Below are 26022 nucleotides of genomic sequence, written 5' to 3'. Positions count from 1 at the left end.
GGAGCGACCATGAACCAGACGGCGATCCTGTGGCCGATGATCGCGCATGCCGCGCTGGTCTGCTTTGTCTATGCGCTGCTGGGGTGGCGCCGGCGGGTGGCCATGCGGAGCGGCGGCGTCAGGCCGGACACATTCAAGCTCAACCGGCAGGAGCCCGACGCCAGCGCCGTGGTGGCCAACAACCTGGCCAACCAGTTCGAACTGCCGGTGCTGTTCCACGCCGTGTGCCTGGCTCTGCTGGCCGCGGGTGGCGTTTCTTTCGTCACCGTCACCCTGGCGTGGCTGTTCGTGCTGCTGCGCTACGTCCACGCCTATGTGCACGTCACCAGCAACGATCTGCGCTACCGCAGCCCCGTCTTTGCCGCCGGGTTCGTGGTTGTCGTGGTGATGTGGGCCATGCTGGCTCTCGACCTCCTGGCGGTGGCCTGAGCGCAAATCAGCGCTCGACCTCGAACACGGCGATCTTGCGATTGTCGAACCTGATGGCGATCTCGCCGCGCACCAGCCTTAGTGCCGTCTCGCCGAACACGGCGCGCCGCCAGCCATGGAGGGCCGGTACGTCCGCCTTTTCGCCCTCCGCCGCGATGTGGTCGATATCGTCGCTGGAGGCCAGGACCTTGGCCGCGACACCTTCCTTCTCGGCCACGATCCTCAGCAGCACCTTCAGCAACTCGGCCGCCGCGCTGGTTCCCTCCGGCGGCTGGAAGGGTTTTGGCAGCTTCGGCAGGCTCTCCTTCGGCAACGCCAGGGCGGCGTTGACGGCGGCGAGCAGCGAGGCGGCGGCGGAGGATTTTTCCCAGCCCTTGGGTGTGGTGCGCAGTCGGCCGAGCGCCTGGACGTCGCTCGGCGCCTGCTGGGCGATCTCGTAGATGGCGTCGTCCTTCAGTACGCGCCCGCGAGGCACGTCGCGCTCGCGCGCCTCGCGTTCGCGCCAGGCTGCGACGGATTGCACCACGGCGAGTTCCTGCGGCTTGCGCAGCCGCATCTTGAGGCGCTTCCAGGCGTCTTCGGGGTGTGGCACGTAGGTCTCGCGCGCCGTCAGCACACGCATTTCCTCGTTGAGCCAATGGGCGCGGTTCTCGCGCTTCAGCTCGGCGCGGAGATATTCGTAGACGTCGATCAGATGCGTGACGTCGGCCAGGGCGTAGTCGAGCTGCTTTTCCGACAGCGGCCGATGCCGCCAGTCGGTGAAGCGCGAGGATTTGTCGATACGTGCGCCGGTGACCTTCTGCACCAGTTGGTCGTAGGAGACGCTGTCGCCGAAGCCGCAGACCATCGAGGCGATCTGTGTATCGAACACCGGGTGGGGAATCAGATCGCCGAGATGCATGATGATCTCGATGTCCTGCCGGGCTGCGTGGAAGACCTTGGTGACGGCCTCGTTCGCCATCAGCCTGAAAAAGGGCTTGAGATCGATCCCGGGCGCCAGCGGGTCGATCAGCGCGGTCACGCCCGGGGCCGCCATCTGAATCAGGCACAATATCGGCCAGAAGGTCGTCTCGCGGATGAACTCTGTGTCGACCGTGACGAAATCCGACTTTTCGAAGGCGGCAATGGCCGCATCGAGGTCGCCTTGGGTGGTAATGACGTGCATCAAATCGCTTTTGACAGAAACCGAACCTTTCTTCCATTTCAGCCGCGGGAGGTTTCGTCAAGCGCGTGAAGTATCGGCTTTGCCGGTTTGTCGCGCGTTGCCTTGACAAACCCGGCCCGCCATGCGCTTTTCGCGCCGGCTTCTGGGCCGGATTCAGCGTTCCGGCCCGTCTGCAACTCCTGACCGGAATTTCGATATGCATCGTTATCGCAGCCATACCTGCGCTCAATTGAAAAAGGCCGACGTCGGCGCCACTGTTCGACTGTCCGGCTGGGTGCACCGCGTGCGCGACCACGGCGGTCTCCTCTTTATCGACCTGCGCGACCATTACGGCATGACGCAGATCGTGGCCGACCCGGATTCGCCTGCCTTCAAGGCCGCCGAGAGCGTGCGCGGCGAATGGGTGATCCGCGTCGACGGCGAGGTCAAGGCCCGCGCCGCCGAGGCCGTCAATCCCAACCTGGCGACCGGCGAGATCGAGGTTTTCGCGCGCGAGATCGAGGTGCTGTCGGCGGCCAAGGAACTGCCGCTGCCGGTTTTCGGCGAGCCCGACTATCCCGAGGACATCCGCCTGAAATACCGCTTCCTCGACCTGCGCCGCGAAACGCTGCACAGGAACATCGTCGCGCGCACGAAGATCATTTCCGAGATGCGCCGGCGCATGGAAGGCGCAGGCTTCACCGAATTCTCGACGCCGATCCTGACGGCTTCCTCGCCGGAAGGGGCGCGCGACTTCCTGGTGCCGAGCCGCATCCATCCCGGCACCTTCTACGCGCTGCCGCAGGCGCCGCAGCAGTACAAGCAGCTCATCATGGTGTCGGGCTTCGACCGCTATTTCCAGATCGCGCCCTGCTTCCGCGACGAGGACCCGCGCGCCGACCGGCTGCCCGGCGAGTTCTACCAGCTCGACCTGGAAATGAGCTTCGTCGAGCAGGAGGACGTGCTTTCCACCATGGAGCCTGTCATGCGCGGCGTGTTCGAGGCGTTCGCCGACGGCAAGCCGGTGACGCCGAAGTTCTCGCGCATCCCCTATGACGTGGCGATCCGCAAATATGGTTCGGACAAGCCGGACCTGCGCAATCCGATCGAGATGCAGGACGTGTCGGAGCATTTCCGCGGCTCGGGCTTCAAGGTGTTCGCCAACATCCTCGCCAATGATCCCAAGGCCGAAGTCTGGGCCATTCCGGCCAAGACCGGCGGCTCGCGGGCTTTCTGCGACCGCATGAACTCCTGGGCGCAGGGCGAGGGCCAGCCGGGCCTCGGCTACATCTTCTGGCGCAAGGAAGGCGAGGCGATCGAGGGCGCCGGCCCCATCGCCAAGAACATCGGCGAGGAGCGCACGGATGCCATCCGCACCCAGCTCGGGCTGGAGGACGGCGACGCCGCCTTTTTCGTGGCTGGCGATCCGAACAAGTTCGCCGCCTTCGCGGGTGCTGCGCGCACGCGCGCCGGCGAGGAACTGAATCTCGTCGACCGCGACCGCTTCGAACTATGCTGGATCGTGGATTTCCCCTTCTACGAGTGGAACGAGGACGAGAAGAAGGTGGATTTCGCCCACAATCCGTTCTCCATGCCGCAGGGCGGCATCGATGCGCTGAACGGTTCCGATCCGCTGTCGCTCAAGGCATTCCAGTATGATCTGGTCTGCAACGGGTTCGAGATCGCTTCCGGGGGCATCCGCAACCACCTGCCGGAAACCATGGTCAAGGCGTTCGAGATCGTCGGGCTGGACCGGGCCACGGTGGAGGAGCGGTTCGGCGGCCTATATCGCGCCTTCCAATACGGCGCGCCGCCGCATGGCGGCATGGCGGCCGGCATCGACCGCGTGGTGATGCTTCTGGTCGGCGCGAAGAACCTTCGCGAGGTCACCATGTTCCCGATGAACCAGCAAGCCTACGACCTGTTGATGAACGCGCCCGCCGAGGCGACGCCGCAGCAGCTTCGGGAATTGTCGCTGCGCGTCGTGAGCCAGAAGAAAGACGCCTGACAGGCCCTTGTTCCTGCAAGTGAATTAAATAGAAAGGCCCCGCCAAGCGGGGCCTTTTCGCATCCGTAGCTTCAGTGTCGCGATTGCCGCTTCGGTCCGTAGCTGCCGTCAGGGCGCTTCTCGAACAGCTCGCGCACCTGAGGGTGGCGCACCGGTTCGTCGGACTCGTCCGCCTGGAGGTTCTGTTCCGAGACATAGGCGATGTACTCGGTCTCCGAGTTTTCCGCGAGCAGGTGGTAGAAGGGCTGGTCCTTGCGCGGGCGCACCTCCGCGGGAATGGATTCGTACCACTCCTCGGTGTTGGCGAACTGCGGATCGACGTCGAAGACGACGCCACGGAACGGGAACAACCGGTGGCGCACCACCTGGCCGATCGAAAACTTGGCCGTCTTTACTTTGTTCACCACTTCCATCGAAACCCTTCAACCAATTGGCCTTATCTGGCGCAGACACGGTCGCAATTCAATCCCGCCGGTGCCCGAGTTCGGCTTGACGCGCTCTGGTGCGGCCTTTAGCCGGGGGCGCGACAGCGAGCGGGAGAACCCATGTCGGACATCGTCGGTCTCGTTCTTCCGTTCTTCGGCCTGATCTTCATCGGCTTCATGGTGGCGCGCATCAGCCGCCAGCCGGTGGAGGCGCTGGGCTGGATGAATACCTTCGTCATCTATGTCGCGCTGCCGGCCTTGTTCTTCCAGCTTCTGGCCAGGACGCCATTCGAGCAACTGACCGAGTGGGGTTTCATCTTCGGCTCGGTTTTTTCGACCTATATCGTCTTTTCGCTGATGTTCGTGGCATCGATGCTGCTGTCGCGCGGCGAGATCGCCGAATCGACCATCAAGGGCCTTGCTGCAGCCTATGGCAACATCGGCTATATGGGGCCGGGGCTGGCGGTGCTGGCCTTCGGAGAGCAGGCTGCCGTGCCTGTTGCGCTGATCTTCTGCTTCGAAAACATCATGCACTTCACCATCGCCCCGATGATGATGGCCCTGGCGGGCGACGACAAGCGGCCACTTCCGCAAGTGGCCGCAGGCATTGCAAGCAGGATCGCGCTGCATCCCTTCATCGTGGCCACCGCGATCGGCGTTGCGGCCGCCTATTTCGAATTCCGCCCGCCGGTGCCGCTGGAGCGGCTGCTTTCCTACCTTTCCGGCGCCGCGGCTCCCTGCGCGCTGTTTGCCATGGGGGTGACGCTGGCGCTCCGGCCGCTCAAGCGCGTGCCGCACGAGATCGCGCCGATAGCTGTCCTCAAGCTCGTCGTGCACCCTCTGCTATGCTACGTGATGCTGAGCTGGATCGGTCATTTTTCCGAGATATGGGTGTTCTCGGCCGTGCTGCTGGCGGCGCTGCCGACAGCGACGAACGTATTCGTCATCGCCCAGCAATATGGGGTGTGGGTGCAGCGCGCTTCGGCCAGCATCCTCATCACCACCTGCATGTCGGTGGTGACGGTCACCGGCCTTCTCTACGTGATCCGGCATGGCATGTTACCGCCGGATCTGTTCCCTTAACGCACCGGCGAGCGCCGAGAAGCCGCTGCCCGGACGCAGCCCCTCGCGCATGAACAGGGCGCGCAGCGGGCCGAATCCGCCGAGCAGGGCAAGGCCGGCGCTGCGCACCACCTGCGCCGGCAGCATGTCGGAAAGCAGGGAACGGTTGAGCAGGTTCACCGCGTTGGTCCGCGCCAGGATGTCGGGGCGCCGCCTGGCATCGTAGGCGGCGAGCGCGGCGGGCGTTCCGGGGTCCTCGCGATGGAGGCCGGCTATTGCGACCAGGTCGGACACGTCCCTGATGCCGAGATTGAGGCCCTGTGCGCCGATCGGCGGAAACACATGGGCTGCCTCGCCGATCAGCGCCACCCGCCGTGCAGCGAAGCGGCGGGGCGTGGAGGTCGACAGCGGGTAGATCTGGCGGCCGCCTTCGACGGACACTCGGCCCAGCATCGACTGCATGCCCTCCTCTATGCGCAGGGAGAGGGCGGCGGCGTCGAGCGCTTTGAGCTGCTCGGCCGTTTCCGGTTTCACCACCCATACCAGGCTGGAGCGGTTGCCGGGCAGCGGCACCTGCGTGAAGGGTCCGGTCCCGGTGTGGAACTCGGTCGAGATGAAGCCGTGCTCGCTGCGGTGGGAGAAGTTGAGCACGAGCGCGGCCTGCGGATAGGAATGCGAAGAAATCTCGATGCCGGCGGCCCGACGCGCGGGCGACAGGCGGCCGTCGGCGGCTACAGCCAGCGAGGCTGAAACGGTGCTTCCGTCGGCCAGGGTCGCGACGGCCTGCTCGCCGCCGAGGTCCCACGCCTCCACGAGGGCCTTGCGCCATTCGATGCCCGGCTCGGCCGAAACGGCTTCGGCCAGCACCTTGTTGAGCACGGCGTTGGGCATGTTCATGCCGAACTGTTCCTCGCCGATCTCGCTGGCGCGGAAGGTCACCGTCGGACTGCGGATCAGCCGTTGCGTGGCGTCTATGATGCGCATGACCTTGAGCGGGGCCGCCTGCCGCTTCACCGCCTCCAGCACTCCGATGCGGTCGAGCATGGCCAGCGCCGGGTTCATCAGCGCGGTGGTGCGGCCGTCGCCAGTGGCCGTTTCCGGCCCGGCCAGCGTCACCTTGAAGCCGGCGCGCGACAGCGCAAGCGCTGCGACGAGGCCGGCCGGCCCGGTTCCGGCGACGAGAACATGCGCGTAGGGCAAAGTGCTCAACTCGACTTTTTCTCCCGAAGGCGGCTCCGGCTTTGCGGTCCGCGACCAAGTCTGCATATAGGGCAGCGCGCGGTATATGATCAACGCGGCGATTCACCCCAGCGGAGTGTGGTAGAGCCACATGGCCATGCGGCACGACGATTTCAGCCATCTCGACCCGGCGGCGCGTGCGGCGGCGGAAATAGCGCGCCATCCGCGGGCGGCGGTCATCGTGGCGGTGACGGCGGCGGTCATGCTGTCGTGGGCCATGCTGGCCGCCATGGCGATCGGAACCGTCGAGACCCAGCCTCCGGGCGCCGGGGCGCCGGGCGACACGCTGCTGCGGCAATTGCCGGCTCTGCCGCTGCCGGACCTGCTGCGAGGTTTCGTGGCGCTGTGCCTGACACCGACGCCGCTTCAGGGCTTGGCGGGGACGGCCGTGCAGGCATCGGTTCTGGTTGCCATGTGGTTCCTGATGGCGGTGGCCACCATGCTTCCGTCGGCCGCGCCGATGATCCGAACCTATTGCGAAATCGCCGACACGGCCCGGCGGAAAGGCGAGGCCGCGGTGCATCCACTGGTTCTGGTGGCCGGATACCTTGCGGTATGGCTTGCCGCATCCATCGGCTTCGCGGGCCTCACGCTTGCGCTCCATGCCCTGGCGCCGGGGCAGGCTACGCTGGGTCCGGCGGCAGGGCTGGCCGGGGCGGCGGCGCTGTTCGTCGCCGGCGCCTACCAGTTCACCGGGCTGAAGCATGCCTGCCTGACCAAATGCCGCAATCCCTTCTCCGTGCTGTTCGGGCGCTGGAGCAGCCGGCCGGCCCATATCCTGCGGCTGGGAGCGGAGCAGGGGCTATGGTGCCTGGGCTGCTGCTGGGCGCTGATGCTGGTGATGTTCAGCGTCGGTATCATGAACCTTTTCTGGATGGCGCTGATCGGCTTGTTCAGCCTGGTGGAAAAACAGCTTGCAGGCCGGTTTGCCACTTGGACGGCCGGTGCGATACTGCTTGTGTGGGCGGCGATGCTGCTAATAGTCTCGCTTTGACGGAGGAAGCAAAAAAATGGCCGATCGAAGCTGGGCTTTGAAGGGAGAGCTGGTGCTCTCCTGCAATTGTACGGTCTTCTGCCCCTGCGTGCTTTCGCTCGGCAACCATCCGCCGACCGAGGGCTATTGCCAGACCTGGGCGGGATTTCGCATCGATGCCGGTCATTTCGGCGATGTGGACCTGTCCGGCCTTAACCTCGGGCTGGTCATGGAGATCCCCGGCTATATGAGCCGCGGCAACTGGACGGCGGGTTTGTTCGTCGACAAGCGCGCCTCCATCCATGCCGCCAAGGCGTTCGGGCGGATATTCACCGGCAGGGCAGGGGGAACCACCTCGCTGCTGTCGATCCTCGTCGGAAAATTCCTGGGCGTGGAGCAGGTGCCGATCACCTACGAGACGCAGGACAGGACGCGCATCTTCCAGATCCCCAAGGTCATCGACGGCGCGGTGACGCCGATCGCCGGCAAGGACAAAGACAAGGATACCGTCATCACCAATTCGCAATACTGGATCGCGCCTGAGGTGATCGTGGCGAAATCCGACCGCAGCAAGATGCGCGCCTTCGGTCGCAACTGGAATTTCGCCGGCCGCTCGGCCGAGATCTGCAAGCTGGACTGGCGTGGGCCGTGAGCAAGAGCGCGACAACCAAGAAGCTCACCGACCGCATCCCGCGGCCGAAGAAGAAGGTCACCTGGCCGCAGGCACGCGCCTTTTCCGTGCACCTGCTGACGGCATCGGGCTCGTTCCTGGCGTTCCTGTCGCTGGTGGCGGCGGCCGAGCAACGCTGGACGGCGATGTTCTGGTGGCTCGGCCTGGCGCTGTTCGTGGACGGTATAGACGGGCCGATCGCGCGCAAGCTTGAGGTGAAGGAAATTTTGCCGACATGGTCGGGCGAGTTGCTCGACAACATCATCGACTATGTCACCTATGTGCTGATACCGGCATTTGCGCTCTACCAGTTCGGGCTGATGGGCGAGAAGCTGTCCTTCCTGTCGGCGGCCATCATCGTGGTGTCCAGCGCCATCTACTATGCCGACACCGGAATGAAGACGAAGGAGAACTTCTTCAAGGGCTTTCCGGTGGTCTGGAACATGGTGGTATTCACCCTGTTCGTGGTCGGACCGGGAGAATGGATATCGTTTGCCGCGGTGGTGATCGCCGGATTGCTGACCTTCGTGCCGATCAATTTCCTGCATCCCGTGCGCGTCAAGCGGCTGCGCCCCATCAATCTCGCCATCACGCTGCTGTGGTGCGCGTTCGGCGTGCTGGCGCTGGCGGAATCGGCACTCGCCGAGTTCTACAACCAGATCGGTGTGCTGGCCGAGAATGTCAGCCGCTTCACAAAGATCGGCATAACCGTCACCGGGCTCTATCTTTTCTGCATTGGCGGCATCATGCAGCTCTTTCCGAAACTCGGCGCAGGGAGCACGCAACAATGAGCAAGGCAATCCGCATTCACGCTCATGGCGGGCCCGAGACGCTGCGCTACGAAGAGGTCGACGCGGGCCGGCCCGGTGCGGGAGAGGTCCTGATAAGGCACACGGCCATCGGCCTCAACTTCATCGACGTCTACTATCGCACCGGGCTTTATCCCGCTCCGAACGGCCTGCCGCTGATCCCGGGCGCAGAAGCGGCGGGGGTCGTGGAGGAGGTGGGGCCGGGAGTCGACTGGCTCCGGCCGGGTGACAGGGTGGCCTACGCGGCGGCGACCGGCGCATATGCCGAGAAGCGGGTGATCGCGGCGGACCGGCTGGTGAAGGTGCCGGACGGCATCGGCGACGAGCAGGCTGCGGCGATGATGCTGAAGGGCATGACGGCGGAATACCTGCTGCGGCGCACCTTCAGCGTGAAAGAAGGCGACACCATACTGTGCCACGCCGCGGCAGGCGGCGTCGGGCTGATCCTCGGGCAATGGGCCAAGCATCTGGGCGCCGTCACCATCGGCACCGCAGGCTCCCCCGACAAGGTCGAATTGGCGAAGGCGCACGGCTTCGACCATGTCATCGACTATCGAAAGCAGGATTTCGTCGCCGAGGTCACTGCCATCACGGGCGGCAGGAAGTGCGACGTGGTCTATGATTCGATCGGCAAGGACACTTTCCCGGGCTCGCTCGACTGCCTGCGGCCGCGCGGGATGTTCGTGTCCTTCGGGCAGTCGTCGGGCCCGATCCCGCCCTTCGACATCGGCTTGCTGTCCCGCAAGGGCTCGCTGTTTGCGACGCGACCGACCCTGTTCACCTACAATGCCGGGCGCGCCGATCTCGAGCAGTCGGCCGCCGCGTTGTTCGAGGTGGTTCTGAGCGGCGCCGTCGAAATCAGCATCAATCAAAGATATGCTCTGGCAGATGCGGGCAAGGCCCATGCGGATCTTGAAAATCGCCTTACGACGGGAGCCACGATCCTTGTCCCGTGAGGCTGGCGATGCTCACATGTTTACTCTGAAATTCTTGAAGCTCTTTCAAACGGTGGCCTGCTTTGCGGCCGGAGCGCGGCCCGCTTACGATAGGTGTGGGAACACAGAACATGTCCGGTATGCCGGATGGGAGGCACTGTGAGCACAAGCCACGATGCCGCGAACCTTTTGGAGGTCCGCGGCCTGACAAAGATATTCGGTACGCTGAAGGCGTGCGACAATATCGACCTGACCATAGCCAAGGGTGAAATCCACGCGCTGCTCGGCGAGAACGGCGCGGGCAAGTCCACGCTCGTCAAAATGCTGTTCGGCTCGCTGGAGCCCCATTCCGGCCAGATCTTCTGGGACGGCCAGCCGGTGCGCATCACCAGCCCCGGCGTCGCCAAGAAGCTCGGCATCGGCATGGTATTCCAGCATTTTTCGCTGTTCGAGGCGCTGACTGCGGCCGAGAACATCGCGCTTTCGCTGGATGACGGCTCGCCCATCGGCACCATCGCCGCCAAGGCCAGGGCGCTATCCTACAGCTACGGCCTGCCGCTCGATCCGCAGTCGCTGGTGGGCGACCTGTCGGTCGGCGAGCGCCAGCGCATCGAGATCATCCGCTGCCTGCTGCAGACGCCGCAACTGATCATCCTCGACGAGCCCACCTCGGTGCTGACGCCGCAGGAGGCCGACAAGCTGTTCGAGACGCTGGAGCGGCTGCGCGAGGAAGGAAAATCCATTCTCTACATCTCCCATCGGCTGGAGGAGGTGAAGCGCCTTTGCGACCGCGCCACCGTATTGCGCCACGGCAAGGTGGTCGGCCATTGCAACCCGGGCGAAGAAACAGCCTCGTCGCTGGCGCGCATGATGGTCGGCAACGAGGTCAAGGCGGTGGTGCGTGCACCGGTCGAAGGCATCGACAAGGCCGCCTCGCTGCTGGAAATCCGCAATCTCAGCCGCAAGCCGGCAACGCCGTTTTCGATCCCGCTGCGCGACGTCAGTCTGACGGTGCGTGCCGGCGAGGTGATCGGCATCGCGGGCGTGGCCGGCAACGGCCAGGGCGAATTCTTCGAAGCCGTCTCGGGCGAGGTCAGGCAACAGGATGCCGGCTCGGTGCGCATCCGCGGCAAGGACGCGGGTGCGCTGGGGATAACCGGACGTCGTCTGCTGGGCGCTGCTTTCGTGCCGGAGGAGCGCCTCGGCCATGGTGCGGCCCCGCGCATGAAGCTGTCGGAAAACCTGCTTTTGTCGCGCCACGCCACGGACCACAAGGCTTTCGTAGGTCCCGGCGGCATGGTCAGGAGCGCCGCAGTCTACAGCGCCGCCCAGCGCATCATCGAAGTGATGGACGTGCGCAAGAGTGCGCCCGATCCGGAAGCCGCGGCGCTTTCCGGCGGCAACCTGCAGAAATTCATCGTCGGACGAGAACTGGACCGCAAGCCAACGGTCATGGTTGTGAACCAGCCGACCTGGGGGGTCGATGCGGGCGCGGCCGCCCATATCCGCCAGGCGCTGATCGAACTGGCGCGCAGCGGCTCGGCCGTGCTGGTCATCAGCCAGGATCTCGACGAACTGTTTGAAATCTCCGATGCGATCGCCGTGATGCACAATGGCGAACTGTCGAGGCCGATGCCGATCGCCGAGGCGACCTTCGAGAAGATCGGTCTGCTGATGGGCGGCGCCGAGTCCGGCCATGCCGCGCACGCCGAGGACGAACCGGGATTGGAGACCGCCTGATGCGCCTCGAACTCGTGAAGCGACCACAGCGCTCCGCGCTGTTTTCCATCCTCTCGCCCTTCATAGCCTTCGCGCTGACGATGGTGGCGGGCGGCATCATGTTCGCGTTGCTCGGTATCAATCCGGTCACGGCGTTCCGAACCTATTTCATCTCGCCGGTCACCGAGATTTGGCAATTGCACGAACTGGCCATCAAGGCTGCCCCGCTGATCCTGATCGCCGTCGGCCTTGCCGTCTGCTATCGCGCCAATATCTGGAACATCGGTGCCGAGGGCCAGTTCATCATGGGCGCCATTGCGGGCTCGGTCATCCCGGTGCTCTACCCGACCTTCGAGAGCCCGATCGTGCTGCCGCTGATGCTGATCATGGGTATGATCGGCGGCGCCGCCTATGCAGGCATCCCGGCCTTCCTGAAGACGCGCTTCAACACCAACGAGATCCTGACCAGCCTTATGCTGGTCTATGTGGCGCAGCTTTTCCTGGACTGGATCGTGCGCAGCCCCTGGCGCGATCCCAAGGGCTTCAACTTCCCGCAGACGGTGCAGTTCAGCGACGCGGCCACGCTGCCGATGCTGTTTCCTTCTGCCGGCCGCGCCAATGTCGGCTTTGTCTTCGCGCTGGTGGCCGCCGTGCTGGTGTGGATCCTGATGAGCCGCATGCTCAAGGGCTTCGAGGTGCGGGTGCTGGGCTCAAGCCCGCGCGCGGGGCGCTTCGCCGGATTCGGCTTCAACCGCATGGTGTTCTTCGCCTTCATGCTGTCGGGCGCGCTGGCGGGACTTGCAGGCATCTCGGAAGTGTCCGGCGCGATCGGCCAGCTTCAGCCTTCCATCTCACCCGGCTATGGCTTCACGGCCATTATCGTGGCCTTCCTCGGCCGGCTGAATCCGCTCGGGATCGTGGCTTCGGGCCTGGTGCTGGCGTTGACCTATCTTGGCGGTGAGGCGGCGCAGAGCGCGCTCGGCATCTCCGACAAGGTCGCACGCGTGTTCCAGGGCATGCTCCTGTTCTTCGTGCTCGGCTGCGACACGCTCATCCACTACCGCATCCGCCTGGTCGGGCTCGGCGCACCGAAGCTCGATGTCGCGGCCAAGCTCGAGGAGGCGCACTGATGGACATCGCCGTCAACATACTGATGACCGTGGCCACGGCCGCCACGCCGCTGCTCATCGCCGCGATCGGGGAGTTGGTGGCCGAGCGGTCGGGCGTGCTCAATCTGGGCGTCGAGGGCATGATGATCATGGGCGCCGTCGGCGGTTTCGGCGCCGGCTACCTGACCGGCTCTCCCTGGATCGGCCTCCTGGCGGCAATCGCGCTCGGCGCCGTCTTTTCGCTGCTGTTCGCCTTCCTCACCCTCACCATCGCCACCAACCAGGTGGCGACCGGCCTGTCGCTGACACTGCTCGGCCTCGGCCTGTCGGGCATGATGGGCACCAGTTTCGTCGGCCTGCCCGGCGAGAGGCTCCCCAATCTCTACATTCCCATGGTGACCGACCTGCCGGTGGTGGGCAAGCTGCTGTTCGGCCAGGACCCGATCTTCTATCTGTCGATCGCGCTCACCGCGGGCGTGGCCTGGTTCCTGTTCCGCACCCGCACCGGGCTTACCCTGCGCTCCATCGGCGACAGCCATGGTTCGGCGCATGCGCTCGGCATCCACGTCATCCGCTACCGCTATCTCGCCGTCATGTTCGGCGGCGCCTGCGCGGGGCTGGCAGGCGGCCACCTTTCGCTCGTCTATACGCCGCAATGGGTGGAGAACATGAGCGCCGGCCGCGGCTGGATCGCGCTGGCGCTGGTGGTGTTCGCTTCCTGGCGGCCGTGGCGGGTGCTGATCGGGGCCTACATATTCGGCCTGATCTGGATCGGCCAGCTCCACGTGCAGGCCATAGACCTGCAGCAGTTCGCCGGAATGCCCTGGATCGTCTACAAGCCGATAGAATTGCTGAAATCGGTGCCGACCCAGTTTCTTTCTTCGCTGCCCTATCTGGCAACCGTCGTGGTTCTTGTTCTAATCTCGCGCAACAAGCGTCTGACGATGATGAACACGCCGGCCTCGCTGGGGCAGCCATTCGTGCCGGATCGCTGACAACGGAACACTCAGGTTAACACGGAGAAATAGCGTCATGAAAAAACTGCTCATTGCCCTGATGACCACGGCGGCCGCGGTGTCACTCGCCGCGACCGCCGAGGCTCAGGAAAAGCTGAAGGCCTGTTGGGTCTATGTCGGACCGATTGGCGACTTCGGCTATTCCTACCAGCACGATCAGGGCCGCCTCGACGTCGAGAAGGAACTCGGCGACAAGGTCGAGACCGCCTACCTCGAAAACGTGGCGGAGGGGCCGGACGCCGAGCGTGCCTTCGAGCGTCTGGCGCGCGAGGGCTGCAAGATCATCTTCGGCACGTCCTTCGGTTTCATGGACGCCGAGGTCAAGGTCGCCAAGCGCTTCCCCGACGTGAAGTTCGAGCACGCCACCGGCTACAAGACGGCGGACAATCTGGGCATCTACAATGCCCGCTTCTACGAGGGCCGCTATGTGATCGGCCAGATCGCCGCCAAGGAATCGAAGACGGGCGTTGCGGGCTACATCGTCTCCTTCCCGATTCCGGAAGTCGTGATGGGCATCAACGCCTTCATCCTCGGCGCGCATTCCATCAACCCCGACTTCAAGATCAAGGTCGTATGGGTGAACTCCTGGTTCGATCCGGGCAAGGAAGCGGACGCCGCCAAGGCGCTGTTCGACCAGGGCGCGGACATCATCGTCCAGCATACCGACTCGACCGCTCCGCTGCAGGTGGCGCAGGAGCGCGGCCTGCACGGCTTCGGTCAGGCGTCCGACATGGCGAAGTTCGCGCCGAAGGCTCAGTACACGGCCATTGTCGACAACTGGGGGCCCTATTATGTCGAGCGCGTGAAGGCGGTTCTCGATGGTACCTGGAAGCCTGACGATGTCTGGCTCGGCATCAAGGACAAGGCGGTCCACATGGCGGAATTCGCCAATATGGCCGACGATACCAAGGCCATGGCCGAAGCCACCGAGAAGAAGATCGCCGACGGCTGGAACCCCTTTACCGGCCCGATTGAAAAGCAGGACGGCTCGCCCTGGCTCAAGGACGGCGAGGTGGCAGACGATGCCACGCTGCTGGGCATGAACTTCTACGTCAAGGGCGTGGACGACAAGCTGCCGCAGTAACGCAAGGCACGGCATGAATGAGAAAGGGCGCCCTCGCGGCGCCCTTTTTTTGACATCCATGACGCCGTCATCCCGATCCGCCTACGGATGGCGGCGTCGAGCGCACCACAATGGCCTCTCCTGACAAGAAGCTGTCAGGAGGGGTTTGGTAGGAAGCCCCGAAGCGAGCGAAAGGGAGATCCGGATGCTGAAATTCTACTGCGCACCATGGTCGCGGGCGTCGGGCGTGTTTTGGCTGCTGGAGGAACTCGGCCAGCCCTATGAAATCGAGCTGGTCGACATCCGGGCGCCGGGTGGCGTTCCCGAGAGCTATCGGGCCATCCAGCCGAACAAGAAGGTTCCGGCGGTCGAGCATGACGGCTTCGTCATCACCGAGCGCGCGGCGATCACAATGTATCTGGCGGATGCGTTTCCGCAGGCCGGGCTTGCTCCACCGATCGGCGATGAGCGGCGTGCCGCTTATCTCACCCGTCTCGTCTATTGCGATTCGGTTTTCGATCCGGCAATTGCCGCACGGGCGCAGGGCCTGAAATACGGAGGCAACGGCTTTTCGTTCGGCACGTTCGAGGACATGGTCGCCAACGTCGAGAAAATCCTTGCCGGCCAAGCCTATGCTGTGGGCGACAGCTTTACCGCTGCGGACACGCAGCTTGCTTCCGGTATCCATTTCACCATGAACATACTGAAGGTGCTGCCGCCGCTCGACGTATTTGGCGATTATTTGGCCCGCGCCACGGACCGTCCCGCTTATCGCAGCTACCAGGCCAAGGAGGCCGAACTTGCCAGGCGGGCGACACCGGTGCAGTTCAAAGCCCCGCGCAACGCGTAGCAGGATGCGGCAGATTAGGACCTACACCGCCTACACCGCCTACACCGCCTGGCCGTACAGGTCGTAGGCGTCGGAACGGTCGATCTTTACGGTCACGATGTCGCCGGCGCGCAGCGGCCGCCGCGACTGGATATGCACGGCGCCGTCGATCTCAGGCGCGTCGTAACGGGTCCGGCCCTTGGCCGAGGTGCCGTGCGCCTCGTCGATGATGACAGGCAGGCGCTTGCCGACCTTTTTGGCCAGCTTCGCGGCGGAAATCTTCTGCTGGCGCTGCATGAACCGGTGCCAGCGGGCCTCCTTGACCTCCTGCGGCACCTGTTCGAGCCCGAGATCGTTGGAGCGCGCACCCTGCACCGGCTCGTACTTGAAGCAGCCGGCGCGGTCGATCCTGGCTTCGTCCAGCCAGTCGAGCAGCGTCTGGAAATCCTCTTCCGTCTCGCCGGGGAAGCCGACGATGAAGGTGGAACGAATGGCGAGGTCGGGGCAGGTCCCGCGCCACGAGCGGATGCGCTCCAGCGTTTTTTCGCCATGGGCCGGACGGCGCATGTTCTTCAGCACCTGCGGCGAGGCATGCTGGAAGGGGATGTCCAGATAGGGCAGGATTTTCCCCTCGGCCATCAACGGGATTACGTCCGCGACATGCGGATAGGGGTAGACGTAGTGCAGGCGCACCCACACGCCGAGCTTGCCCAATTCCTCGGCCAGGTCGAAGAATTTCGCCCGCACCTCGCGCTCCTGCCAGAAGCTGGGCTGGTATTTGACGTCGACGCCATAGGCGCTGGTGTCCTGCGAGATCACCAGTATTTCCTTGACGCCGGCCTTGGCGAGCTTTTCGGCCTCGCGCAGCACGTCGGCGGCGGGCCGCGAGACAAGGTCGCCGCGCAGGGCAGGGATGATGCAGAAGGTGCAGCGGTTGTTGCAGCCTTCTGAAATCTTCAGATAAGCATAGTGGCGCGGCGTCAGCTTGACGCCCTGCGGCGGCAAGAGGTCGACATAGGGGTCGTGGGCCGGAGGTGCCGCCTCGTGGACCGCGGCCATGACGCTCTCATAGGCCTGGGGGCCGGTGATGGCGAGCACGTTGGGGTGTTTTTCGCGGATCAACTCGGGGGTCGCGCCCATGCAACCGGTGACGATGACCTTGCCGTTCTCCTTCAACGCCGTGCCGATGGCGCCGAGGGATTCGTCCCGGGCCGAATCAAGGAAGCCGCAGGTGTTGACCACGACGAGGTCGGCGCCGTCGTGCTTGCGGGCGATCTCGTAGCCTTCCGCGCGCAGCCGCGTAATGATGCGCTCCGAATCGACGAGCGCCTTCGGGCATCCGAGGCTGACGAAACTGACGCGTGGGACGGGCATGGACGGCTCTTCCGGCGATTTGGAAGGCGGCGCAGTATCACAATTCCTGCGCGGTGCAAATCGTCAGATGATGAAGTCGTCCACATGCGGCCACACCTCGAACGCGCCGCGCCAGATCATGTCGAGCGCCACATAGAGGATGATGAGCAGGCCGATATAAGCGATCCAACGGTGACGATGGAGCAGCTTGGCGATGAAGCTGGCGGCGAGTCCCATCAGGGCAACGGACAGGATCAGGCCGATGACCAGCACCGGGAAATGGTCGCGTGCCGCGCCTGCCACGGCGAGCACATTGTCGAGCGACATGGATACGTCGGCGATGACGATCTGCAAGGCCGCCTGGCCGAGCGTCTTGCGGGGCTTGGGTGCCGCACCGGCTTTGGCCTTTGCGGGGACAGGGTCGCTGGCCAGAGATTCGGCAGCCTCGCGCTCGTCCTCCTGTGACGTGCGCAGTTCGCGCCACATCTTCCAGCACACCCACAAGAGCAGGATGCCGCCGACCAGCAGGAGGCCCAGTACCGCAAGCAGTTTCACCGCGATCGCGGCGAAGCAGATGCGCAGCACCGTGGCGGCTGCTACGCCGATGAGGATGGCCTTGCGGCGCTGGTTGGCCGGAAGACCGGCTGCGGCAAGGCCGATGACTATGGCGTTATCGCCCGCCAGGACCAGATCGATCGCAATGACTTGCAACAGCGCCGATATGCCGGCGGCAGTGAAGATTTCCATCGTCCGGGCTTTCGGATGTCGATGTGGATGTCGGTTACCAGAACGGCGTACGAGGCTGCCCGGAATACGTCAAGGGCCGGAGCACGGGGCGCGGGGCTTTGACGTATCCTGATGTCGGTCGCGCAAACGGAAGTCGTCCGCCCCGGATCGGCACAGGCCGGCGACCCGTCAGGGATAGAGGTCGTGTTTCGACCAGTCGTCCCGGGGAATACGCTCTCCGATCCGATAGCGAAGCTTCAACACATCCATGTGGTCGGGCGCGGTCTCGCATCTGAACTTGAGCCGATACCATTCACCCTTGCTGCGGAATGCCGCGCCGCTGCTTCTGATGGAATCGCGGGCGATCTGCGGCGCTGAAAACGTGTAGGCCACCACCCTGTCGGCGTCGAAGCCGTGGTTTTCGCTGGTAATGCGCTCGAGGACTTCCGCGTCGCAGCGCTGTTCAAGCCGGGTCTGCGGATCGAGTTTGAGCAGCCCGGCCCTCAGCCGGCTGTCGAGCGCATTGGCCGGCGCCGCAAATGCCAGCAGGGCTGAGGCCGCGAGGCAAAGTCGTCTTTTCATGGGCGGGGAAAGCATCATGTCCGGTTCGAAAAATCAAGCGCGACGCGACCGGCGGCCGTCGTATTCCGCCGGCTCCGACATCCGGTTCGGCGGGCCCGCGTGCTGCACGCTCGAGGCGAGGCACAAAAAGAAGTCTGCTGCACATGCGTGCAGCACAGGTGCCTCGTAACGAGCCATGCAAGACCAGATGCTTCTGGAATATCGACAGGATGGAATGGTGCTGCCAGAGAGGATTGAACTCTCGACCTCTCCCTTACCAAGGGAGTGCTCTACCACTGAGCTACGGCAGCGCCTCGAATGCGGCGGACTTCTGCCACATCAAATCGGGAAGCGCAAGGCATGTCTGTCAGTCTGTGCAAAGCTGGGCTTGCGGACATGGCCGTGCCATAATTTGCGCTATGCATCGAGGTACGGGACGATGGGGCCATGACTGGCAAAGCCAATCCGCCAGGCGCGAAGGAAGAGGCACCGAAGGGCGACCGGAGGGCAAGGCTGGCGGCGGAACTGCGCGCCAATCTGGCCAGGCGCAAGGCGCAGACGCGTTCGCGCCGCGGCGGCGAGGGAGATACGCGTCCCGAAGGAATCGGTATGTCGGGGGAAGGGACGTCCGGCGAGGACGGCGCGCAGGAGAGCTGATGGCCGTCACGGCGGTGGGCGTCATGTCGCCGCACCCGCAGGGAGGGGGCGAAAAAATGCAGTTTCTTGAACCGGCCCGGCCGATGGTTTAGACGGGCAGATCACACTCAAACGATTGAAAGCGGCCATTCCGGCCGAGGGACGCTTCTTCATGGATCGAATCAGGATCGTCGGCGGCCAGGAGCTGACCGGCACCATCCCTATCTCTGGCGCCAAGAACGCGGCGCTGCCGCTGATGATCGCCGCGCTGCTCACCGACGAGACGCTGACACTGGAGAACGTGCCGCATCTGGCCGATGTGGAACGGCTCATCCGTATCCTCGGCAATCATGGCGTCGACTATTCGGTCAACGGCAAGCGTGACCACCAGAACGGCGCCACCAGCTACGCCCGCACGCTGAACTTCACCGCGCGCGACATTGTGGACACGACGGCGCCCTACGACCTGGTGTCGAAGATGCGCGCTTCGTTCTGGGTCATCGGCCCGCTGGTGGCACGCATGGGTGAAGCCAAGGTCTCGCTGCCGGGCGGCTGCGCCATCGGCACGCGGCCGGTCGACCTGTTCATAGACGGCCTGCAGGCGCTGGGCGCCGATATCGACGTGGACAATGGCTATGTCATCGCCAAGGCCAGGAAGGGGCTGAGGGGCAATCGCTACGTCTTCCCGAAAGTGTCGGTCGGCGCCACGCATGTGCTGATGATGGCCGCGACCCTGGCACGCGGCGAGACGGTCCTGGAAAACGCCGCCTGCGAGCCGGAGGTGGCCAACCTTGCCGAATGCCTCAACGCCATGGGCGCGAAGATTTCCGGCGCTGGCACGCCCACCATCACCATCGAAGGCGTCGACGGGCTTTCGGGCGCCAGCGTTCGCGTCATTCCCGACCGCATCGAGACCGGCACCTACGCCATGGCCGTGGCCATGACTGGCGGCGACGTGCTGCTGGAAGGCGCGCGGCCGGACCTGCTGGAATCGGCATTGGACGTGATCGTGCAGACCGGGGCAGAAATCATCCCCACCAATGAAGGCATCCGCGTCAGGCGCAATGGCGCCGGAATCGCGCCTGTCGACGTGACGACTGCACCGTTTCCGGGCTTCCCGACCGACCTGCAGGCGCAGTTCATGGGCCTGATGACCATGGCGCGGGGGAAATCGCGGATCACCGAGACCATCTTCGAGAACCGCTTCATGCATGTGCAGGAATTGGCCAGGCTGGGCGCGCATATCACGCTGTCGGGTCAGACGGCGATCGTGGAAGGCGTTTCCAAGCTCAAGGGCGCACCCGTGATGGCGACGGACCTGCGCGCTTCCGTGTCGCTGGTCATCGCCGGGCTGGCGGCCGAGGGAGAGACGACCGTCAATCGCGTCTACCATCTCGACCGAGGTTTCGAGCGTCTGGAGGAGAAACTCTCCGGCTGCGGCGCGGTGATCGAGCGCATCAGCGGATGAAGGGCAGGGGAGTGGCACGGTAGGGCATCGCTCCCCTACAGTTGCATGAGCCCGAAAGACCGCCTAACAGAAGGTTCGTGTCATAAACCTTCGCAGATGCGGAATCCGCATGGACGCCCTCAAGCTGGTCGCGCTCGACGTCGAGGATCTGAAGATCTTGTCCGCCCACGTGCAGGACGCGGTCATGAAGGTCGGCGAGCTTGAATTCCTTCCGGCCGCCAAGCGGTTCATCGTGCCGATGAACCGCTTCGTCTGGGAGAAGAAATCCGGTTTCTTCCGCCAGCATAACGAGCGCCGCCGCGCGGTTCTACATTTCGACCGTGTGCTGGGCGTCAAGTCCAGCGGCATCGCCCGCAACAATCGCGAGGATGTGCTGTCGCTTCTGGCCGTCAGCTTCGTGCCGCTCGACCCGCCTTCCGGGCTGATCGAGCTGGTGTTTTCCGGCGGCGGCACGGTCGTTCTGGACGTCGAATGCATCGAGGCGCGACTGGCCGACACCGGCGGCGCCTGGCAGGCCACGTCCCGCCCCCTGCATAAGAGTTGAGTTTTCCAATGGCAGTCACGCTTCACCAGGCCGATCCCGACTTCGAAACGCGTTTCGGCGCCTTTCTCGCCACCAAGCGCGAGGTTTCGGCCGATGTCGATGCGATCGTGCGCGACATCGTCGGCCGGGTGCGGGCCGAGGGAGATGCGGCGCTGGTCGACTACACGCGCCGTTTCGACCGCACCGACCTTGCCGCCCTCGGCATGGCGGTGACTCGGGCCGACATCGAAAAAGCCTATGCGGAAGCGGATGGTGCCACCGTGGAGGCGCTGAAATTCGCGCGAGACCGCATCCACGCCCATCACCGGCGGCAGCGGCCGAAGGACGAGCGCTATACCGATGCCGCCGGCGTGGAACTGGGCTGGCACTGGACGCCGGTCGAATCCGTCGGGCTCTATGTGCCCGGCGGCACAGCCAGCTATCCGTCTTCCGTGCTGATGAACGCGGTGCCCGCAAAAGTCGCGGGCGTCGAGCGCCTCGTCATGGTGGTGCCGGCGCCGGACGGCCGGCTCAACCCGCTGGTGCTGGTGGCCGCCGACCTTGCCGGCATTTCCGAAATCTACCGTATCGGCGGGGCGCAAGCCGTGGCGGCCCTTGCTTACGGCACCGGGACGATCCGCCCGGTGGCCAAGATCGTCGGGCCCGGCAACGCCTATGTGGCGGCCGCCAAGCGGCAGGTGTTCGGCACAGTCGGCATCGACATGATCGCCGGGCCCTCGGAGGTGCTGGTGGTGGCCGATGGGTCCAACGATCCCGACTGGATCGCCGCCGACCTTCTTGCCCAGGCTGAGCACGACGTCTCGGCGCAGTCGATTCTCATCACCGACGACGCCGCGTTCGGCGAAGCGGTGGAAGCGGCAGTGGCACGGCAGTTGCAGACCCTGCCGCGCGCCGAAACGGCCGCCGCGAGCTGGCGCGACTTCGGCGCCGTCATTCTGGTGGACAGCTTCGAGGCCGCGCTGCCGCTGGTGGATCGCATAGCCGCCGAGCATGTGGAACTGGCCATCGACGACGCGGAAGGTTTTCTGGCACGCATGCGCAACGCCGGTGCCGTCTTTCTCGGCCGGCATACGCCCGAAGCGATCGGCGACTATGTCGGCGGCTCCAACCACGTGTTGCCGACGGCGCGCTCGGCGCGCTTTTCCTCCGGCCTGTCGGTGCTCGATTTTCTCAAGCGCACCTCGATCCTCAAGCTCGGTCCCAACCAGCTCAAGGCGCTGGCGCCGGCGGCAATCGCGCTGGCCAAGGCGGAGGGGCTCGACGCGCATGGCCGTTCCGTGGCCGTGCGGCTCAATCTTTAGGCGGGGGCGATGTCGGCACCCGGGCAGCAGCGCGCCAGGCTGGTCGACGTCGAGCTGGACGAGACGATCGGCCGCTCGACGCCAGATGTCGAGCACGAGCGGGCCGTGGCGATCTTCGACCTGATCGAGGAGAACAGTTTCCGTCCGGTCAGCGACGACGGCATCGGACCTTATCGGCTGAAACTGTCGCTGGTCGATTCGCGCCTCGTCTTCGCCATCAGCCGTGAGGACACCACGCCCGTCGTCACTCATATCCTGTCGCTGACGCCGTTCCGCCGCATCGTCAAGGACTACTATCTGATCTGCGAAAGCTATTATGACGCCATCCGCTCCTCCACGCCGAGCCATATCGAGGCGATCGACATGGGCCGGCGCGGCCTTCACAACGAAGGCTCGCAGACGCTGATGGACCGGCTTTCCGGCAAGATCGACGTCGATTTCGACACAGCGCGCCGGCTGTTCACGCTGGTTTGCGTGCTGCATTGGCGAGGCTGACCTGGCCGCCGCCGGCCCGCCCCGCTCCATCCTGTTCATGTGCGGCATGAACGCCGTGCGCTCGCCCATGGCCGAGGCGCTGGCGCGCCGCGCGTTGCCAGCCGCCACCTTCGTCGCGTCGGCAGGCGTTCGCAGCGGAGAGCGCGACCCCTTCGTGGATGCGGTGCTGGCGGAGGAAGGGCTGTCGCTGGGCGAGCACCATCCCCGGACCATCGACGAGCTGGAAGACGACTATTTCGACCTGATCGTGACGCTGGCGCCGCAGGCGCACCATGCCGCGCTGGAGCTGACGCGCTCCATGGCCGTGGAGGTGGAATATTGGCCGATGCCGGATCCCACATCCGCCACGGGAACGCGCGAGCAGATCATGGCCGCCTATCGCGAGGTGCGGGAGCGGCTGAAGGCGCGCATCGCCGAACGTTTCGGGCAGGACCGGATCCGCGCCGAATAAGCGTGTTCACAAAAGGCGGATAATCGGATAGGTTCCGCGCCAAGTCCGGCGGGCCGCCGGAAATCATCCATGCAAAGGTATCGAATGCCGAAGGAAGAAGTCCTCGAGTTCCCTGGTGTCGTCACGGAATTGCTGCCGAACGCGATGTTCCGGGTCAAGCTCGAAAATGAACACGAGATCATCGCCCACACCGCCGGGCGCATGCGCAAGAACCGGATTCGCGTGCTGACCGGAGACAAGGTCCTGGTCGAAATGACGCCTTATGACCTGTCCAAGGGCCGCATCACCTACCGTTTCAAGTAGCCGACGCCGGCCCTTCCGGGGATCGCGATGAGCAATCCGCATCCGCTCGTTCTTGCCTCCGGCTCGCCGCGCCGAATCGAGCTCCTGCAGCAAGCCGGCATCGAGCCGGACCGAATCCTGCCGGCGGACGTCGACGAGACCCCGCAGCGGGCCGAGCATCCGCGTTCGCTGGCCAAGCGGCTGGCCAAGGAGAAGGCCGAAAAGGCGCTCGCCTCGCTCAGGGCCGAATCCGGCCACGTGCCGGCCTATGTGCTCGCCGCCGACACGGTGGTGGCGGTGGGGCGACGGATCCTGCCCAAGGCCGAAACGCTGGACGATGCCGCCTTCTGCATGCAATTACTTTCGGGCCGCTCGCACCGGGTCTATTCCGGCATCTGCCTGCTCACGCCAGACGGCAAGCTGCGCCAGAAGCTGGTGGAGACGCGCGTGCGCTTCCGGCGGCTGCCCCGCCGGGAGATCGACAGCTACGTCGCCTCGGGCGAGTGGCGCGGCAAGGCGGGCGGCTATGCCGTGCAGGGGCTTGCCGGAGCCTTCGTGGTGAAGCTTTCCGGCTCCTACACCAATGTCGTCGGCCTGCCGCTTTACGAGACGACGGCGCTGCTCGCGGGCGAGGGCTACGACATCCACCGGCGCTGGCCGGCGGAACCCGTCTCGTGAGCGCGGCATCGGCGCGGACAATGCCATGACCGGCAAGGACAGCACCGTCACTCCTCTGCGGCCCCGCCGACCCTGCCCGGAATGCGGCCGGCCCTCGGCGCGCGAAACCTTTCCGTTCTGCTCGGCGCGCTGCAAGGCCCTCGACCTCAATCGCTGGCTGAAAGGCGCCTATGCCATTCCGGTCCGCGACGAGGAAGAGGAAGACGAAAAGCCTTCGCCGGACCGCCCCGCCGACTGATTCCTGGCATGCAAAACGGCCGGTCCGGGCGCGCGCGGCGCGGGCTGCTCATGCTTCTGCAAGGTGTTTTCTCTTCTCGTTGAAAATCGTCACCGCAGCGCTGGACAGGGCCGATTCTCGTGCTATAAGCCACCTGCTTTCGAGGGACGCCTTGGCGCTTTCGAAGACCGACGGGCGACACGCCCGCGGAGCGAGGCCCAGGTAGCTCAGTTGGTAGAGCAGCGGACTGAAAATCCGCGTGTCGCTGGTTCGATTCCGGCCCTGGGCACCATCCTGAATAGTCCCGCTACCGTTCAAATCTTCCGGCGCGGCTGGAACTTCTTCTTGCAGCCATGCAGGCGGCCTCGGTGCTCCTTCCGCCGGGGACCATGACCGGTCGGACGGCAATATTTGTGCCTGCCGATTGCGTTTTGCAGCGCTTTGGCTAAGACGGCGGCATCGAAACTGATCGCATCGGGGACCCGCCATGACCGCCATCGTCGATATCGTAGGCCGTGAAATCCTGGACAGCCGGGGCAACCCCACGGTCGAGGTGGACGTGGTGCTGGAAGACGGTTCCATGGGCCGCGCCGCGGTTCCTTCCGGCGCCTCCACCGGCGCGCATGAGGCGGTCGAGCTTCGCGACGGCGGTTCCCGCTATCTCGGCAAGGGCGTGGAGCGCGCGGTCGAGGCCGTGAACGGCGAGCTGTTCGAGGCGATCGGCGGCCTGGAGGCGGAGAACCAGCTTCAAATCGACCAGACCATGATCGAGCTGGACGGCACGCCCAATAAGAGCAGGCTCGGCGCCAACGCCATCCTGGGCGTGTCGCTGGCCGTGGCCAAGGCGGCGGCCGAGGCTGCCGACCTGCCGCTCTACCGCTATGTCGGCGGCGCCGGCGCCCATGTGCTGCCGGTGCCGATGATGAACATCATCAACGGCGGCGCGCATGCCGACAACCCGATCGACTTTCAGGAATTCATGATCATGCCGGTCGGCGCCTCCTCGCTGCGCGAGGCGGTGCGCTGGGGCGCCGAGATCTTCCATACGCTCAAGAAGGGCCTGAAGGACGCCGGCCACAATACCAATGTCGGCGACGAGGGCGGCTTCGCGCCGAACCTGAAGAGCGCGCAGGCTGCGCTCGACTTCATCATGGGTTCGATCGAGAAGGCCGGCTACAAGCCGGGCGAACAGGTCGCGCTCGGCCTCGACTGCGCCGCCACCGAGTTCTTCAAGGATGGCGCCTATGTCTATGAGGGCGAGAAGAAGACGCGTGACCCGAAGGCGCAGGCGAAATATCTGGCCAAGCTCGCCGCCGACTATCCGATCATCTCCATCGAGGACGGTATGGCCGAGGACGACTGGGACGGCTGGAAGGTGCTGACCGACCTATGCGGCGACAAGGTTCAACTCGTCGGCGACGATCTGTTCGTGACCAATTCGGCGCGCCTGCGCGATGGCATCCGCATGGGCGTGGCCAACTCCATCCTGGTCAAGGTCAATCAGATCGGCTCGCTGTCGGAAACGCTGGACGCAGTCGAGACCGCCCATCGCGCGGCCTACACGGCGGTGATGTCGCATCGTTCCGGCGAGACCGAGGACGCCACCATCGCCGACCTCGCCGTGGCCACCAATTGCGGGCAGATCAAGACCGGCTCGCTGGCGCGCTCCGACCGGCTCGCCAAATACAACCAGCTCATCCGCATCGAGGAGGAACTGGGCAGGCAGGCGCGCTATGCGGGCACCTCGATCCTGCGGGGCTGAGCGAGGCATTTTCGTCGACAGGCGAAGACAGGGAAAGGGCGGCGCGGGCCGCCCTTTTTCGTTTCGACCTGCCGCTGCGGCTGCGCGGCGTAACCGTCCATTAAGCACAATGGGTGAG

At 64.8% G+C, this 26022-nt stretch carries 28 protein-coding genes and 2 tRNA genes; 23 read left to right on the top strand and 7 right to left on the bottom strand.

The annotated features are described in order from the left end of the window. Positions 1 to 9: 9 nt before the first annotated feature. Entirely contained in the window at positions 10 to 429 is a 420-nt protein-coding gene (locus ACTDI4_RS13120; protein ID WP_442841571.1) for an MAPEG family protein, read from the top strand. A gap of 7 nt (positions 430 to 436) precedes the next feature. Here ACTDI4_RS13120 and rnd read toward each other — a convergent pair whose 3' ends face one another. Next, positions 437 to 1594 carry a ribonuclease D gene (rnd, locus tag ACTDI4_RS13115; protein WP_442841570.1) on the bottom strand — a complete coding sequence of 386 codons (1158 nt, stop codon included), beginning with the start codon at positions 1592 to 1594 and terminating at the stop codon, positions 437 to 439. A gap of 196 nt (positions 1595 to 1790) precedes the next feature. On the opposite strand from rnd, the gene aspS reads away from it, so the two are divergent. Next, positions 1791 to 3581, top strand: coding sequence for an aspartate--tRNA ligase (gene aspS, locus ACTDI4_RS13110; protein WP_442841569.1), 1791 nt, complete (start codon positions 1791 to 1793; stop codon positions 3579 to 3581). 71 nt (positions 3582 to 3652) lie between these two features. Here the strand turns inward: aspS and hspQ are convergent, their stop codons facing one another. Beyond that, positions 3653 to 3994 carry a heat shock protein HspQ gene (gene hspQ / locus ACTDI4_RS13105; protein ID WP_442841568.1) on the bottom strand — a complete coding sequence of 114 codons (342 nt, stop codon included), beginning with the start codon at positions 3992 to 3994 and terminating at the stop codon, positions 3653 to 3655. Between the two features lie 132 nt (positions 3995 to 4126). Between hspQ and ACTDI4_RS13100 the strand changes: the two genes are divergently transcribed. Further along, entirely contained in the window at positions 4127 to 5089 is a 963-nt protein-coding gene (locus ACTDI4_RS13100) for an AEC family transporter (RefSeq protein ID WP_442841567.1), read from the top strand. Here ACTDI4_RS13100 and ACTDI4_RS13095 read toward each other — a convergent pair. Further along, complete coding sequence (locus tag ACTDI4_RS13095; protein ID WP_442843343.1) at positions 5066 to 6334, bottom strand: UbiH/UbiF family hydroxylase; 1269 nt, start codon at positions 6332 to 6334, stop codon at positions 5066 to 5068. The two genes, ACTDI4_RS13100 and ACTDI4_RS13095, sit on opposite strands and share 24 nt — an antisense overlap. A 64-nt stretch (positions 6335 to 6398) precedes the next feature. Between ACTDI4_RS13095 and ACTDI4_RS13090 the strand changes: the two genes are divergently transcribed. The 9 genes from ACTDI4_RS13090 to ACTDI4_RS13050 all read left to right on the top strand — a co-directional run bounded on the left by ACTDI4_RS13090 (position 6399) and on the right by ACTDI4_RS13050 (position 15451). Then, entirely contained in the window at positions 6399 to 7301 is a 903-nt protein-coding gene (locus ACTDI4_RS13090) for a DUF2182 domain-containing protein (RefSeq protein WP_442841566.1), read from the top strand. Between the two features lie 16 nt (positions 7302 to 7317). Beyond that, positions 7318 to 7932 (top strand): DUF1326 domain-containing protein, encoded by a 615-nt coding sequence (locus ACTDI4_RS13085; protein ID WP_442841565.1) that lies wholly within the window; start codon positions 7318 to 7320, stop codon positions 7930 to 7932. Further along, positions 7929 to 8741 carry a phosphatidylcholine synthase gene (pcsA, locus tag ACTDI4_RS13080; protein WP_442841564.1) on the top strand — a complete coding sequence of 271 codons (813 nt, stop codon included), beginning with the start codon at positions 7929 to 7931 and terminating at the stop codon, positions 8739 to 8741. Before ACTDI4_RS13085 ends, pcsA begins: the two co-directional genes overlap by 4 nt. Further along, on the top strand, positions 8738 to 9715 hold the full coding sequence (locus ACTDI4_RS13075; protein WP_442841563.1) for a quinone oxidoreductase family protein: 978 nt from the start codon (positions 8738 to 8740) through the stop codon (positions 9713 to 9715). The genes pcsA and ACTDI4_RS13075 overlap by 4 nt, the downstream gene beginning before the upstream one ends. A gap of 126 nt (positions 9716 to 9841) precedes the next feature. Then, on the top strand, positions 9842 to 11434 hold the full coding sequence (locus ACTDI4_RS13070; RefSeq protein WP_442841562.1) for an ABC transporter ATP-binding protein: 1593 nt from the start codon (positions 9842 to 9844) through the stop codon (positions 11432 to 11434). Further along, complete coding sequence (locus tag ACTDI4_RS13065; RefSeq protein WP_442843342.1) at positions 11431 to 12543, top strand: ABC transporter permease; 1113 nt, start codon at positions 11431 to 11433, stop codon at positions 12541 to 12543. Before ACTDI4_RS13070 ends, ACTDI4_RS13065 begins: the two co-directional genes overlap by 4 nt. After that, a complete protein-coding gene (locus tag ACTDI4_RS13060) occupies positions 12543 to 13517 on the top strand; it encodes an ABC transporter permease (RefSeq protein WP_442841561.1) in 975 nt (324 codons plus the stop codon). The genes ACTDI4_RS13065 and ACTDI4_RS13060 overlap by 1 nt, the downstream gene beginning before the upstream one ends. Positions 13518 to 13554: 37 nt before the next feature. Beyond that, positions 13555 to 14622 (top strand): BMP family ABC transporter substrate-binding protein, encoded by a 1068-nt coding sequence (locus ACTDI4_RS13055; RefSeq protein WP_442841560.1) that lies wholly within the window; start codon positions 13555 to 13557, stop codon positions 14620 to 14622. 184 nt (positions 14623 to 14806) lie between these two features. Beyond that, entirely contained in the window at positions 14807 to 15451 is a 645-nt protein-coding gene (locus ACTDI4_RS13050; RefSeq protein WP_442841559.1) for a glutathione S-transferase family protein, read from the top strand. Positions 15452 to 15490: 39 nt separating this feature from the next. Here the strand turns inward: ACTDI4_RS13050 and rimO are convergent, their stop codons facing one another. The 4 genes from rimO to ACTDI4_RS13030 all read right to left on the bottom strand — a co-directional run bounded on the left by rimO (position 15491) and on the right by ACTDI4_RS13030 (position 18381). Continuing rightward, positions 15491 to 16804: a 30S ribosomal protein S12 methylthiotransferase RimO gene (gene rimO, locus ACTDI4_RS13045; RefSeq protein WP_442841558.1), complete on the bottom strand. Its 1314-nt coding sequence runs from the start codon at positions 16802 to 16804 to the stop codon at positions 15491 to 15493. Between the two features lie 63 nt (positions 16805 to 16867). Next, positions 16868 to 17530 carry a TerC family protein gene (locus ACTDI4_RS13040; RefSeq protein ID WP_442841557.1) on the bottom strand — a complete coding sequence of 221 codons (663 nt, stop codon included), beginning with the start codon at positions 17528 to 17530 and terminating at the stop codon, positions 16868 to 16870. A gap of 168 nt (positions 17531 to 17698) precedes the next feature. Then, the gene (locus ACTDI4_RS13035) at positions 17699 to 18109 is read right to left on the bottom strand and encodes a DUF930 domain-containing protein (protein ID WP_442841556.1); all 411 of its coding nucleotides are present in this window, start codon (positions 18107 to 18109) and stop codon (positions 17699 to 17701) included. A gap of 197 nt (positions 18110 to 18306) precedes the next feature. Continuing rightward, positions 18307 to 18381 (bottom strand) — tRNA-Thr (locus tag ACTDI4_RS13030). Positions 18382 to 18517: 136 nt separating this feature from the next. Here ACTDI4_RS13030 and ACTDI4_RS13025 point away from each other — a divergent pair. From ACTDI4_RS13025 to eno, 11 genes are all read left to right on the top strand, one after another. Continuing rightward, on the top strand, positions 18518 to 18727 hold the full coding sequence (locus ACTDI4_RS13025; RefSeq protein ID WP_442841555.1) for a hypothetical protein: 210 nt from the start codon (positions 18518 to 18520) through the stop codon (positions 18725 to 18727). A gap of 151 nt (positions 18728 to 18878) precedes the next feature. Further along, positions 18879 to 20174 (top strand): UDP-N-acetylglucosamine 1-carboxyvinyltransferase, encoded by a 1296-nt coding sequence (gene murA, locus ACTDI4_RS13020; protein WP_442841554.1) that lies wholly within the window; start codon positions 18879 to 18881, stop codon positions 20172 to 20174. Between the two features lie 109 nt (positions 20175 to 20283). Then, positions 20284 to 20718: a DUF2948 family protein gene (locus tag ACTDI4_RS13015; RefSeq protein WP_442841553.1), complete on the top strand. Its 435-nt coding sequence runs from the start codon at positions 20284 to 20286 to the stop codon at positions 20716 to 20718. Between the two features lie 8 nt (positions 20719 to 20726). After that, positions 20727 to 22019: a histidinol dehydrogenase gene (gene hisD / locus ACTDI4_RS13010; RefSeq protein WP_442841552.1), complete on the top strand. Its 1293-nt coding sequence runs from the start codon at positions 20727 to 20729 to the stop codon at positions 22017 to 22019. Between the two features lie 9 nt (positions 22020 to 22028). Next, positions 22029 to 22514, top strand: coding sequence for a UPF0262 family protein (locus ACTDI4_RS13005; protein WP_442841551.1), 486 nt, complete (start codon positions 22029 to 22031; stop codon positions 22512 to 22514). A gap of 46 nt (positions 22515 to 22560) precedes the next feature. After that, positions 22561 to 22965 (top strand): arsenate-mycothiol transferase ArsC, encoded by a 405-nt coding sequence (locus tag ACTDI4_RS13000; protein ID WP_442841550.1) that lies wholly within the window; start codon positions 22561 to 22563, stop codon positions 22963 to 22965. Between the two features lie 84 nt (positions 22966 to 23049). Further along, entirely contained in the window at positions 23050 to 23268 is a 219-nt protein-coding gene (gene infA, locus ACTDI4_RS12995) for a translation initiation factor IF-1 (RefSeq protein ID WP_347969974.1), read from the top strand. 27 nt (positions 23269 to 23295) lie between these two features. Beyond that, positions 23296 to 23925 (top strand): Maf-like protein, encoded by a 630-nt coding sequence (locus tag ACTDI4_RS12990; protein WP_442841549.1) that lies wholly within the window; start codon positions 23296 to 23298, stop codon positions 23923 to 23925. A gap of 25 nt (positions 23926 to 23950) precedes the next feature. Continuing rightward, positions 23951 to 24163 (top strand): DNA gyrase inhibitor YacG, encoded by a 213-nt coding sequence (yacG, locus tag ACTDI4_RS12985; RefSeq protein WP_442841548.1) that lies wholly within the window; start codon positions 23951 to 23953, stop codon positions 24161 to 24163. Positions 24164 to 24358: 195 nt separating this feature from the next. Then, positions 24359 to 24434: transfer RNA gene (locus tag ACTDI4_RS12980), tRNA-Phe, on the top strand. Between the two features lie 195 nt (positions 24435 to 24629). Continuing rightward, positions 24630 to 25904: a phosphopyruvate hydratase gene (gene eno / locus ACTDI4_RS12975; RefSeq protein ID WP_442841547.1), complete on the top strand. Its 1275-nt coding sequence runs from the start codon at positions 24630 to 24632 to the stop codon at positions 25902 to 25904. Positions 25905 to 26022: the final 118 nt, after the last annotated feature.

It is taken from the genome of Mesorhizobium sp. PUT5 (assembly GCF_052216645.1).
Lineage (GTDB): Bacteria > Pseudomonadota > Alphaproteobacteria > Rhizobiales > Rhizobiaceae > Mesorhizobium.
This window is presented reverse-complemented; position numbering and strand designations above follow the sequence as displayed.